Genomic DNA, 12,816 nt, shown 5'->3' with positions numbered 1-12,816 from the left:
AGCCCTCAGGCATTATGGGGTACGACGAAACAAGAGAATGTCGAATATCGAATAACGAATAATGAATGTCGAAGGAAGGCAAAAACCAATCACTTCATGATTCGAAATTCGATGTTCGATATTCAATATTTGTATTTTCATACTAAACCCTCATGACCCATTGGGTCACCACGAAGCATGAAAATAGCTTCAAGGCCAAGGTTTTTCATACTTGAAACTTGCATCTTGAAACTTTATTTTCGAACTAACCCACAGGAGTCGATCCCATGGCCCCCTACCCCCCTGATCATCTGAAAACCGAGGCCGTCTCTTTAGCCGAAACCTGGCAAAATCGGGCCAATCAGCTTTTGACTCATGAAGAAAAAATTATTCATGAGCACTTAAAAAGACTCTTGGACCATCCCACTGACCGCTTTGTCATGCTGAAGATGATCGACCAGAGCTTTCGCTCTCAGGATGACGAGCGGGTGGCCGATCAGGTCAATTATATATTCCAGCAATACGGGGTCCCGCATTTCTTCAATACCACCGAGAAAGTACTCATGCGGCTATTCTTAGGGATCGGCCGGCATTTTCCCCATATTTCCGTGCCCACCATGGTGGAGAAGATGCGCGAAGACAGTTCCCGATCGGTCATTCCCGGTGAGAGGAAGGTTTTTCTTCCCTATCTGCAGAAAAGAAAAATGGAAAATGTGCGGGTGAATGTCAATCATCTGGGAGAGGCCGTTCTCGGAGAAGAAGAAGCCCTCTTTCGTCTCCAATCCTATCTGGAGGCCTTGAAGGAACCGGAAATCGAATATATCTCGGTCAAGATCTCAACCATTTTTTCCCAAATCCAACCTTTGGCCTTTGAATATACCGTCGACATCCTCCAGGACCGCCTTGCCCAATTATACCGGGCGGCCGGGGAAAACCTTTTCAGACGAAAAGACGGCACCCTGGTCTCCAAGTTCGTCAATCTGGACATGGAAGAATTCCGGGATCTGGAACTGACGGTGAAAGCCTTTCAAAGAACCCTGGACCAGGAAGAATTTCAGGACTATTCCGCCGGTCTGGCCTTGCAGGCCTATCTTCCGGAATCTTTTGAAATCCAGCAGGCCTTAACGCACTGGGCCAAAAAAAGGCAGGCCGCCGGAGGGAGGCCGGTCAAAATCCGCCTGGTCAAAGGGGCCAACCTGGAGATGGAACAGGTCGAGGCCGCCATCCGCAACTGGCCCTTGTCGCCCTACAACTGCAAAGGCGACGTGGATGGCAATTACCGGCGTATGATGGAGTATGGCTTCAGACCGGAGAACATTCAAGCCGTTCATCTCGGCATTGCCTCCCACAATCTCTTTGAACTGGCCTATGCCCACCGTCTGGCCCAAACCTACGGGGTTACCCCTTATTTCTCCTTTGAAATGCTGGAAGGGATGGCCGATCACGTCCGGCGGGCCATTCAGGAAACCGGACAGGAACTCGTTCTTTATGCGCCGGTGGCCACCAGAGAACAATTTATCAACGCCATCGCCTACCTGATCCGGCGGCTGGATGAAAACACCTCTGAGGAAAATTATCTGCGCTATGCACCCCGGCTGGAAGTCCATTCCAAAGAATGGGAATTTCTGAAAAAACAATTCCTGGCCTCTTTTTCTTTTCCCGACCTGCTCCGGAGTAAATCCCACCGCAATCAAAACCGGTTGGAGGAAAAATTTTCAGGGAAGCAGGGGGCCCTTTTTCAAGGGGCATTTAAAAATGAGCCGGATACCGACTGGTCCCTGCCGGCCAACCGAAAATGGGCCGAAACGATCCCTGGGAAATGGAAAAAGAAAAAAGAAGATCCGCCCATCGAAATTCCCCTGGTGATCGGGGGAAAGGAAATTTTCCAGGGCAGGGACCTGCGGCCCTGTTTCGATCCCTCTCAATATCTTGACGCCATCCAGGTGGCTGCTTATGCGCAAGCCAACGATTCGGACATCGATCAGGCCGTGGCCATAGCCAGGGCCGATCCGGATGGCTGGAGGGCCAAACCCCTTTCAGAACGGTGGGCCGTGCTTTCGCAGGTGGCCCGGGAACTGCGCGCCGCCAGGGGGGACCTGGTCGGTGCGGCTGCGGCCAACACGGGAAAAATATTCACCGAATCCGATCCGGAAGTTTCCGAGGCCATCGATTTCGCCGAATACTATCCCTGGTCGATAAAGGATCTCTCCGAGAGGAACTCTATCCAATGCCGGGGAAAAGGGGTGGGTCTGGTCATTTCACCCTGGAACTTCCCCATTGCCATCCCCTGCGGGGGGATTACGGCCTTACTTTCCGCCGGCAATACGGTCCTCTTCAAACCGGCCTCGGCCGCCGTCCTGGTGGGCTGGGTCCTTTGCCAATGTTTCTGGAGGGCCGGTATTTCCAAAAAAGTCTTACAGTTTTTACCCTGCTCCGGGTCGACGACCGGAGCAAAACTGGCCGCTCATCCGGATATCGATGGCCTGATTTTCACCGGCAGCACCGCCACCGGCCGGGCTTTGTTAAAACAACGCCCAAATCTCTATCTGGCGGCTGAGACCGGCGGCAAGAATGCCACCATTGTGACGGCCATGTCGGACCGGGACCAGGCCATCAAGGATTGCGTACAATCGGCCTTCAGCAACAGCGGCCAGAAATGTTCGGCCACTTCCCTGCTTATCCTGGAAAAAGAAGTCTTTGAAGACCCCAAATTCAAAATAAGGCTGGTCGATGCCGTCAGGAGCCTGTCTGTGGGATCGGCCTGGGAATTTCAAAACCGGATGGGGCCTTTGATTCAACCGCCGGAAGCGGATCTGATCAATGCTTTGACCCGGCTCGAACCCGGGGAATCCTGGGCCTTGAAGCCGGAAAATGTCCCCGGAAACCCCCACTTGTGGACACCAGGCATCAAATGGGGCGTCCAGCCGGGCAGCTATACGCACCTGACCGAATTCTTCGGCCCCCTTTTGGGCGTGATGGCCGCAGAAAACCTGGATCAGGCCATTGATCTGGTCAATCAAACCGGCTATGGGCTCACCTCCGGTCTGGAAAGTATCGACCCCCGGGAGCAGGAACTTTGGAAAGAGAAGATTAAAGCCGGGACTCTCTATATCAACCGGGAGACCACCGGGGCCAGGGTCTTGCGCCAGCCCTTCGGAGGCTGGGGCAAGTCCGGCCTGGGATCGGGCATCAAAGTCGGTGGACCCAGTTATGTAGTCCAGTTTATGGACTTTGAGGAAACCGGTCCTCCTTCAACGGGCGCCCTTGAAAAGGATCATACCCTTTTAAGGCTTATGCTGGAATGGGAACAAAAGCTGGATTGGGGACAACTGCTTGAATGGGAACCCGATCTCAGGCAAACCATCCGGGCCGTGAGAAGCTATCTGTTTCAGGCGGAAAACGAGTTTTTTAAGAAAAAAGATTATTTTCATCTTCGGGGCCAGGATAACCTGCTCCGTTATATCCCGGCCGGAAGGGTTCTGGTCCGGATCCATCCCATGGACTCCCTTTTTGAGATCCTGGCCAGGATCGCCGGGGCCAGAATCGCTGCATGCCCCTTTATTTTAAGCGCCCCTCCGGATCTGAATACCCCGGCCATGGATTTTCTTTCCGGTCCGGAAGGCCGGAAATTCAGCGGCCCTGTCCCCATTGACCGGCACACGGATGCAGACCTGGTCCGGATGATCCCCCATATCTCCCGTATCCGTTATGCCTCACCAAACCGGGTGCCCCCGGAAGTTTTTCAGGCCCCAGCCCAAGTCGGTTTTTTTATCGCCCGCTCCAAGATCATGGCGGAAGGCCGTATTGAGCTGTTGTGGTATTTTCGGGAACAGTCGGTCTGTGACAACTATCATCGCTATGGGAATCTGGGAGAGCGGGCGGTTCTTTAATAGATGGTAGATACTGGATACTGGTTGCTGAGATTCATTGGGGCATGAGGGGTTAATGCGACAATAAAGTTGCAAGATTCAAGATGTAAGTTTCAAGTATGAATGTTCGGAGAATTCCCTTCTCATATTTCATGATACTTGCAGCGTAGTAAAAATAGGTCAGGCATCCTGCCTGACAATAGGTTAAAACCATTTGATAGTCAGCCGGGACGGCTGACCTATTGGGTGTTAATTTTGCATAATTAAGACTTTTAAAAGAACCTCTTGAATATCGAACATCGAATTTCGAATCATGAAGTAATTTGTTTTTACATTCCTTCGACATTCGATATTCATTATTCGATATTCAATATTCCCATGTTTCGTGGTGCCTTGAACCTATCTTGTTGTTGCAAAAGGCTGAGGAAAAGATGATCGAAAAAGTCATTATTATGGGAGCGGCCGGCCGGGACTTTCATAATTTCAACGTTTATTTCAGAGACAATCCCCGTTACCGGGTGGTGGCCTTTACGGCCGCCCAGATCCCCTCTATCGAGGGACGGCTTTATCCGCCGGAACTTTCGGGAAAGTCTTATCCCCAAGGGATCCCCGTTTATCCTGAAAGTCACCTGGTCCGGCTTATTCGGGAACACCGGGTGGATCTGGTGGCCTTTTCCTATAGCGACGTCCCCCATGTGGAGGTGATGCATAAGGCTTCCATTGCCATGGCCGAAGGGGCCGACTTTATTCTGATCGGGGCGACTTATACCATGCTCCGGTCCAATAAGCCTGTGGTAGCCGTCTGTGCTGTTCGGACCGGAGCGGGGAAATCCCAAACCACCCGTAAAGTCTGCGAAATACTCCACCGGTTTAACCGTAAGGTGGTGGTGGTCCGTCATCCCATGCCTTATGGCGACCTGAGTGTCCAGATCGTTCAACGGTTTGCCGCCTATGAAGATTTCGAAAGGCATCATTGCACCCTGGAAGAACGGGAAGAATATGAACCCCTGGTGGACCTGGGCATCGTGGTCTATGCCGGGGTGGACTATGGGCTGATCCTTAAGGCGGCCCAACAGGAGGCCGAGGTCATCGTCTGGGACGGAGGAAATAACGACACCCCTTTTTATTTTCCCGATGTGCACCTGGTCCTTTTCGATCCCCACCGGCCGGGGCATGAATCCCTCTATTACCCGGGTGAGACCAATATGCTCATGGCCGATATAGCCATCATCAACAAGGTGGATACGGCCCCCTTTGCCCATGTGGAGCAGATTCGGGAAAATATCCAACGCCATGCCCCCAAGGCCGAAATTGTCCTGGCCCAATCGCCTGTTCTGGTCAGCCATCCCGAGTTGATCCAGGGGAAAAGGGTCCTGGTGGTGGAAGACGGCCCGACCTTGACCCACGGAGAAATGTCCTTCGGGGCCGGCTTTATCGCTGCTACGGAGTTTCAAGCCGCGGAAATCGTCGATCCCCGGCCCTTTGCCGCCGGGACCATAAAACAGGTCTTTCAAACCTATCCGCATATAGGACCCATACTCCCATCCATGGGTTACAGCCAGGAACAGATTAAGGATCTGGAAATGACTATCAACAGCGTCGATTGCGACCTGGTCCTTTTCGCCACGCCCATCCAGTTGACCAAGGTCTTATCGATCAACAAACCCACCCTTCGGGTCCGTTACGAATACCGGGATTATGGAACGCCGCTTTTGGAGGAATGCCTGATAAGGCGGCTCCAGGCCCTGGATGCATCCAAAAGGCCTTCCGGGTAAAAGGCGGGGGGAAATGGGAACCCAAAAAAGAAAAGAAGTCCTCCTGGTGGCCCTTGGAGGGAACGCCCTCATCCAAAAAGGCCAGGAAGGGTCTATCGAAGAACAATTTCAGACCCTGAAAATCCCGATCCGTCAGATCGCCCGTCTTTCAGAGTCCTATCGAATCATCATCACCCATGGAAACGGGCCGCAAGTAGGCCATTTGCTTTTACAGCAGGAATCCTGCCGGTCCTTCCCTCCTTTGCCTCTGGAAATCCTGGTGGCCCAAACCCAGGGCCAGATCGGTTATATGATCGAATCCACCCTGGACAGCCAGTTGATGGAACTGGGTCTGGACCAACAGAAATACATCGTCAGTCTCCTCAGTTATGTCGTGGTCCAGGAAAATGACCCGGCCTTTCTAAAGCCCTCCAAACCCATCGGACCGGCCTTTTCGAAGGAAAAGGCTCTCACCCTGCCCTATCCTACTCGAAACACCCCCAAAGGATACCGGCGGGTGGTGGCCTCCCCGCAGCCGGTTACCATCGTGGAAAAACGGGAGATAAAAAAACTCATCGAGATGGGTTTTATCGTCATCTGCTGCGGAGGGGGAGGTATTCCGGTAATCCGGGAGGGAAGGACCTTTTGCGGGGTGGATGCCGTGATCGACAAGGACCTGGCCAGCGCCGTTCTGGCTCAGGAGGTCGGGGTGGACCTTTTTCTGATGGCCACCGATGTACCGGGTGCGGCCCTTGGTTATGGAAGTCCGGATCAGGATTTCCTGCGCCGTCTGACCCTGGCCGAAGCCCGTAGTTATCTCAACGAAGGCCATTTTCCTGCAGGCTCCATGGGCCCCAAGGTGGAAGCGGCTATAAAATTTATGGCCCAGGGGGGCCGTAGGGCCGTGATCACCTCCATCGAGCAGATAGAAGAGGCCGTTGCCGGAAAGGCCGGCACGGAATTCGTCCGGTAAGAAGAAAGTCCTTAACGGGCACCACGAAAAATGAAGTCAGGTTCAAGGTTGATGACTATGTAAAAACTCGTCATTCCCGCGCAGGCGGGAATGACGAAATTGGGGTCTCCCGGACTTTTTACGAATCCGTCAAGGTTCAGGGTTCAGGGTTTTTTCCCCCCTGCAACTTGAAACTTGTATCTTGAAACTTTATTCTATGCCCTGACCCCTGCTCCCCGACCCCTGAATGCTATTTTCTAACAAACCCCCGTACCGTTTCCTAAGCCCCCTTTCCACGGTAACCACAAAATCCTGGACATTGGTCAAAATGGAACGGGCCGTCAAAGACCCGCGGTCGGCCAGTTTGGTCACAGCAAATTCAGACATATCCACCGAATAAAAATAGACCGGCCGTACCTGGCCCTCTGATAATACCCGGTAGGAAGGCACCATATTGCCTGTGGCAATGGCATGGAGTTGGGTAGCCATGGCGATAACGGTCGTGGCCCGGGCCGTCAGTTTCCGCATCCGGTCCTGGGCCGTGTAGGCATTTCCGATAACCTCCGGCAAAGGCCCGTCATCGCGAATAGATCCGGCCAGCACATAGGGAATTTTTTTCAGGATGGCCGCCCGCATCAAGCCATTTTGTATCAGGCCTTGGCGGACCGCCCCTTTAAGGGAACCCAAGGCCCTGATCCGATTGATGGCATCCAGGTGTTTATAATGGCCCAGGGGCACTGATTTTTTGGAGTAGATCTCCTGGCCCAGAGCCGTTCCGAAAAGGGCCCCTTCCAGATCATGGGCGGCCAGGGCGTTCCCGGCCAAAAGTCCGTGAACATAACCCCGATCAATCAGTCCGGCAAAGGCCTGACGGGCATCATAGTCGAACACGACCGCCGGCCCAAGGACCCAGAGGATGAAGCCCTCTTGCCGGTCATATTCGAGCAATTCATAAAGTTCATCGTAGTCGATGGAAAAGGAGGTCTCCCGGGTTATCCTTTTTCGGAAGGCGAATTTTTCGGAGTATTTCTCGGGAAAACCAAAGCCGCCGGTATGCACAAAAATACCCTCTTCTCCGTTTTCCCTCCGGCCCAGGGCAACCCGGTCTCCTTTCTGTAGATTTCGGAATTCTTTAACACTCAGACGGTCCCTGTCCTCCAGGACCACCACACAGTCCATACGGGAGTTTTCCGGAAGCAGCCATTGGCCCTTGCGGATCTGGAAAAATTCCGGATAAATGGAAGTGGCATGATAGTTCTCCGGTGCGCTCCCCTTTTGAATTACTTTTTTGAAAATCACCGTCGGTGCATGGCTAAAAGGGGGACTGGTAAAATCCGGAGGGCTGAAAGGGGGAAGCTTGAAAGGCATGTTCCTGCTGACCTCCTTATAAAGGATTTTTTAACTTTTTATTTTGTTGTTGGTCTTATAAATTATGGACTATTTCCCCCGAACTGTAAAGAGTCAGGAGAAAAAATGAAAAAACTCACGACCCTGTTATTGGCTATTGGTTTAACCTGGGCTTTTTCTATCCCCATAAGTTATGGGAAGGTTCCCTCTCGCGGATTCCACGGTCCCAGAGGAAGTTATCCGTCCCATCGTGGGTCCCGTCATTCCGGCTTTGACTGGTTCCTCCCCGGATTAATAATCGGAGGCGTTTTGGGGTGGACCTTTTCACCTGCCTATCGAAATGATCGGCCTGTTTATCCTCCGGCTTATCAGTCGCCGCCGGCCTATTACCCGCCCCCTCCACCACCGGTCTATTATCCTCCGGCTAAAGAATATGATCCGCCTTATGACGATTACGCCTCTTCATGGAACAGTCCATTTGAATCGGCCCCCTATATGGATCGGGAGTGGTTTCCGCCCCATAGTCCGGTCTGGGTCCCCGGCCGTTGTACTTATTATAGTCCGAGGCCGGGGGTTTGGGTCGAGGAATGTTATCAAGGACGCTGGGAATAAGAATTCCCGGAGAATGGATTCAAACCTGTTTATAGTGCGGATAAAATTTCTTTCCCGGCCGGGCCCAAAACCTTACTGACTGACCAAAAAGAACTATTAAAAACAGGATCTTTTTCCGTGAGATCAATCAACCGGGGCGGTTTGTATTTCTGTTTTTGGCTGTCAAAGAGGAGGAGGACTACCGGCTTCAGGGCATCTTTTTGACTCGTGGAGACGACCATCCCGACATCGGAACGGTTAATTTCCACCAGGCTCCCGACAGGGTATATCCCAATAGCTTTGATAAAATGTTCCACCAGGGATCGTTCAAAGTCCGTTGCACTCCACTCATAGATCCGTTTTATGGCCTCATGAGGGGGCATGGCATTTCGGTAAATCCGATCGCTGGAAATGGCATCATAAACATCTACGATGGAAGCGATCCTTCCAAAAAGATCGATCTGGTTGCCGATCAGACCGGAAGGGTACCCCCGGCCGTCATATCTTTCGTGATGCTGCAGCACGACCTCCATGGCCTTCACAGGAAAATCCCCGGCTCTTTCCAGCAGGTCTTTGGCCAAAAGGACATGACTTTTCATGATTTCAAATTCCGCATCGGTCAGTTTGCCGGGTTTGTTTAAAATCTCAAGAGGGATCCTCATTTTTCCAATATCATGCAATAAACCCCCTAAACCCAAAATCTGCAGTTCTTCGACACTCAGTCCCAACTGCTTGCCGAAAGCGACCGAGAGGATGCTGACATTAATGGAATGAAAAGCCGTATATTCATCCCGGGTCTTCAACTGCGAAAAACAGAGCAGAGCATCTTGATCTTCTATAAGACTGTTTACGATGGCATTAACCGCTTGTTTGGCTTCAGCCGTTTTTATGCTTTCACCGAGTCTTACATCCTCCAGAATTTTTCCGATAACTTTTTGGGCCTGATTATGAACCTCTAAGGCTCGATGGATCTCTCTATCCCCCAGGATTGAAGTTTTATCATCCTTTTTCCTGCTGTTCCCGACACTTAAGAAAGCGTTTTCAACAAGATCCGCCTTGGGGACTTCCTGAACCGGATCGATATCCATCCCTTTCTCTGTATCAACATAAACATACCGGCAATATTTACGGAGCTGATCTATCTGTTTCGGGGTTTTGAGAAAGAACTTGTGGCTCAAAAACGGGGTTTCAAGATAAGGACGGTCCAATTGATTGACATACATCCCGATAGTTAAATGGTCGGACTCAATTTTTTTGATCATTGCTAAAAATTCCCCTGGAATGAGTTAAATTTTATCCCCCTTGGATCCTGAAAAATTTCCGCTCCCTCCCTTGTTTAATCGACATATTTATACCCCAACTTTAATAATCGGAAAAATTTTCCCCTTTGAACTTCCGGCAGAACATGGTATTTAAAAAATGTGGCCTTAAGGGCACCATGAAATATGATGGTCTCGTAAAAACTCGTCATCCCGGCGCAAGCCGGGGTCCAGGAAATTCTAACCTGATAAAAACACTGGATTCCGGCTTTCGCCGGAATGACGTAATGCGGGTTTCGGCGATTTTTTGCGAATTCATCAAATATGAAAATGCCTCACAAGGTTATAGGCTATTTATAGGTTAAATGATTTTAATATGTTTCATACTTGCATCTTGCATCTTGAAACTTTTTTTCCGTATTATTTGGAAAGGAAATCCATGCCTGATCTCCCCCTTTTAGAAATTTTTTCAGATTATGTCTGACCCTGGTGCTATTTCATTACCGGGCGTATTGATCGTTTACAAAAAGAATTTGAATTGGACATCCGATGGACGGCCTTCCCGCTCCATCCCGAAACCCCTGAAGAGGGACAAACCCTGGAAGAGTTTTTTGCCGGGCGTCTGGATATCCAGCAGATCATGACCCGTCTGAAAAAGGCGGCCCAGGATAGCGGATTGCCCTTTGGAGATCAGAAGATGATCTATAACAGCCGGTTAGCCCAAGAACTGTCCAAATGGGCCGGCACCAAAGGGCAGGAAGGTCCCTTCCACCAGGTGGTTTTCCAGGCTAATTTTGTCCAGGGTATCAATATCGGGAAAATGGATGAACTCCAAAAGCTTGCCGAAGGTATCGGGCTCCCCGGAAAGGAAGCCGGAGAAATTTTGAAAAAAAGGACCTTTAAAATGGCGGTCGATTCGGACTGGGCCAGATCTCGGAGCCTGGGCATTCAAGCCGTTCCGACATTCGTTTTGAACGGCAATTCTTTGGTCGGCGCCCAGCCTTATGAAAAAATGGGTAAATTTTTAGAGGCCGCCGGGGTAAAGAAGCGAATGGGAGATTGAGTTGACAAAGACCATTTTCCCCCATAAATTCTCGTCCATGATTTCCGATCCCATACAACCGGCCCTGATATGTCCTTACACCTTGCTGGAAGAAGAAGCCTTAGCCTGGTCTATCCTATTGTTTCAACAGGCCCTATTACTGCACCCTTTTCCATTATCCTTGTCCCCGTCCCACCAGTCCCTGATGGATCAGGGATTGTTACAGGTCCGTTCCCTGGAGCGAACCCAGGAGGAAATCCGGGCAAAGGACAGAAGCCTGAGGTCCATCCGGACCTATATAGCCGGCAAGCCGGATCAGGGGATGCTGAAATATCTCAAGGAAGTATCCCACGGGGAGAATCAGGAGACCCAGGAAGAAATCTTCGGCCTTTTAAAAGGACAACCTTTCCAGAAGGGAGCAAAGGATTCTTCGGCCATTGACGGCCAGGTTCTCCTTTCCCTGATCCATGAATGGATGCTGGAGGAATGGGAACTGGAGGCCTCTTTAGTCAGAATCGAGGAACAGGAAAAAAACCTGGCCCAAGGCTGGCAGGAAAATATCGAGGAAGGACTGGATTTCAGTTTCCCCGAGCATCCGGGGGTAAAAAGAAAGGCCGTCGAGATCATTTGCCCCTTGGCCCTGACGGCCTGGCGGGAATTAAAGAATCGACTGGTCCCTGAACCATTAATTCTTTTTACTAATCAGTTATGGGTTTGGGCCGAAAACTATGGCCAGGATCCCGAAGAAGGCCGGGCCATTTCTATCCCTTTACCGGATTTGGGTTCCCTGAGTTTGGATGATTTCCTGAAACAATCAGAGACACGCTTTTCTAAGCCGGCGAAGGACCTCCCAGGCCTTCTAAAATCCCTTATAGCCTCTCCTCAAGAAGAATTAATCCTCGATTTTCAAAAGTCTTTATCCGGCCTGGGATGGCCGGCCGGCGGCAGATATAATCTTGTACTTCCCCCGGTAAAGCCTTCTTCGAATCAAAGGGGGTCAGACCAATTGATCCTGCTTTCCCCATGGTCTCCCCTGTAGGGTGGTGGAGTGAAACGGAACCCACCTACAGAAATGATGTAAGGTTGCTTTTCACTTGACAACTTTTTTTATTTCTCCTAAATAAATAGTCTTAGAAACCCCAGTGGTTCAAATATGATCGATTTGTAGTGCCTTTTTACAAAACGTTAAAAATTAAAACCAGAAAAGAGATGAATTATGTTTAAGGTCGAAGTGGACCCGGATAAGTGTGTCGGTGATGAAGAATGTGTAGAGGTCTGTCCGGTGGATGTTTTTGAGCTCCAAGATGGTAAAGCCGTTCCGGTTCAAGCCGATGAATGTCTGGGCTGTGAAAGCTGTATCGAGGTTTGCGAATTCCAGGCGATTACGGTAACAGAGATATAAAACAAAGGCCTGGTTGGAGAATTTCCAGCAGGCCTTTGTTTTTTTTATCTAAAATTGCTTACTTCTTTTCCGTTACATGGCACTGAGCACATAGGGTTGGCCCTGTTTTCTTGCCTTCTGTCTTCAATTTGGTGTGGCAATCCTTGCAATTTTTATGAAAGGAATTCTGGAGGGTCAACTTTTTGCCTTCCTCCGCTGCCTTGTGACATTCGCTGCACTTCTGAACCTTATTCCCCTGCTTCCAGGTATTTTTGCCGTCCTTATAGACGTGGTGGCATTCGGTGCAAGCTATTTTGTGATCTTTTTCGTGTTTCAGGTGGGTAAATTCCACCGCTGGTTTGGTCCGCTTGCCATCCTTAAATAATGCCTTATCATTATCTATTTTAAAGGAATCAGGGGCTTTATCGGCGGCATAAACCCAGGCCATCAACCCTAAGGAAAAAATAAACGCCGTTATTATCGACATTATTACCAGGCCTTTTTTCATCTTTTGTTTCACCTCCCTCCTCCTAAACAATCAATAACTTTTGAAATGCTATTTTCGAACTAAACCGCCACGCCCCGCCTTTTGGGGCATGGCACCACGAAGCATGAAAATAGGCTCCTTGGAAGACGGATACT

The 12,816-nt window shown here is 50.5% G+C and carries 9 protein-coding genes and 1 pseudogene; 7 read left to right on the top strand and 3 right to left on the bottom strand.

From position 1 onward, the window contains the following. Positions 1–266: 266 nt before the first annotated feature. The 3 genes from HY879_02000 to HY879_01990 all read left to right on the top strand — a co-directional run bounded on the left by HY879_02000 (position 267) and on the right by HY879_01990 (position 6,575). Entirely contained in the window at positions 267–3,869 is a 3,603-nt protein-coding gene (locus HY879_02000; GenBank protein MBI5602105.1) for a bifunctional proline dehydrogenase/L-glutamate gamma-semialdehyde dehydrogenase, read from the top strand. A 410-nt stretch (positions 3,870–4,279) separates the two neighbouring features. Continuing rightward, on the top strand, positions 4,280–5,623 hold the full coding sequence (locus tag HY879_01995) for a GTPase (protein ID MBI5602104.1): 1,344 nt from the start codon (positions 4,280–4,282) through the stop codon (positions 5,621–5,623). Between the two features lie 13 nt (positions 5,624–5,636). Then, positions 5,637–6,575 (top strand): carbamate kinase, encoded by a 939-nt coding sequence (locus tag HY879_01990; protein MBI5602103.1) that lies wholly within the window; start codon positions 5,637–5,639, stop codon positions 6,573–6,575. Positions 6,576–6,836: 261 nt separating this feature from the next. Here the strand turns inward: HY879_01990 and HY879_01985 are convergent. Continuing rightward, positions 6,837–7,922, bottom strand: a pseudogene (locus tag HY879_01985) (hypothetical protein). A 105-nt stretch (positions 7,923–8,027) separates the two neighbouring features. Here HY879_01985 and HY879_01980 point away from each other — a divergent pair. Then, positions 8,028–8,513 carry a hypothetical protein gene (locus HY879_01980; GenBank protein MBI5602102.1) on the top strand — a complete coding sequence of 162 codons (486 nt, stop codon included), beginning with the start codon at positions 8,028–8,030 and terminating at the stop codon, positions 8,511–8,513. A gap of 29 nt (positions 8,514–8,542) precedes the next feature. On the opposite strand, the gene HY879_01975 is transcribed toward HY879_01980, so the two are convergent. After that, the gene (locus HY879_01975) at positions 8,543–9,754 is read right to left on the bottom strand and encodes an HD-GYP domain-containing protein (GenBank protein ID MBI5602101.1); all 1,212 of its coding nucleotides are present in this window, start codon (positions 9,752–9,754) and stop codon (positions 8,543–8,545) included. 496 nt (positions 9,755–10,250) lie between these two features. Between HY879_01975 and HY879_01970 the strand changes: the two genes are divergently transcribed. The 3 genes from HY879_01970 to HY879_01960 all read left to right on the top strand — a co-directional run bounded on the left by HY879_01970 (position 10,251) and on the right by HY879_01960 (position 12,195). Then, entirely contained in the window at positions 10,251–10,814 is a 564-nt protein-coding gene (locus HY879_01970; GenBank protein ID MBI5602100.1) for a DsbA family protein, read from the top strand. 1 nt (position 10,815) lies between these two features. Next, positions 10,816–11,832 (top strand): hypothetical protein, encoded by a 1,017-nt coding sequence (locus HY879_01965; protein MBI5602099.1) that lies wholly within the window; start codon positions 10,816–10,818, stop codon positions 11,830–11,832. Positions 11,833–12,006: 174 nt separating this feature from the next. Further along, positions 12,007–12,195: a ferredoxin family protein gene (locus HY879_01960; GenBank protein MBI5602098.1), complete on the top strand. Its 189-nt coding sequence runs from the start codon at positions 12,007–12,009 to the stop codon at positions 12,193–12,195. 58 nt (positions 12,196–12,253) lie between these two features. Here the strand turns inward: HY879_01960 and HY879_01955 are convergent, their stop codons facing one another. Next, positions 12,254–12,694: a cytochrome c3 family protein gene (locus tag HY879_01955; GenBank protein ID MBI5602097.1), complete on the bottom strand. Its 441-nt coding sequence runs from the start codon at positions 12,692–12,694 to the stop codon at positions 12,254–12,256. Positions 12,695–12,816: the final 122 nt, after the last annotated feature.

This window comes from Deltaproteobacteria bacterium, assembly GCA_016219225.1.
Lineage (GTDB): Bacteria > Desulfobacterota > RBG-13-43-22 > RBG-13-43-22 > RBG-13-43-22 > RBG-13-43-22.
The sequence above is the reverse complement of the archived record's forward strand: the minus strand, read 5'-3'. Positions and strand labels throughout refer to the sequence as shown.

Coding starts and splice junctions, on each gene's coding strand:
- HY879_01980 (MBI5602102.1), top strand. CDS start 8,028: ATGAAAAAACTCACGACCCTGTTATTGGCTATTGGTTTAACCTGGGCT.
- HY879_01995 (MBI5602104.1), top strand. CDS start 4,280: ATGATCGAAAAAGTCATTATTATGGGAGCGGCCGGCCGGGACTTTCAT.
- HY879_01990 (MBI5602103.1), top strand. CDS start 5,637: ATGGGAACCCAAAAAAGAAAAGAAGTCCTCCTGGTGGCCCTTGGAGGG.
- HY879_01975 (MBI5602101.1), bottom strand. CDS start 9,754: ATGATCAAAAAAATTGAGTCCGACCATTTAACTATCGGGATGTATGTC.
- HY879_02000 (MBI5602105.1), top strand. CDS start 267: ATGGCCCCCTACCCCCCTGATCATCTGAAAACCGAGGCCGTCTCTTTA.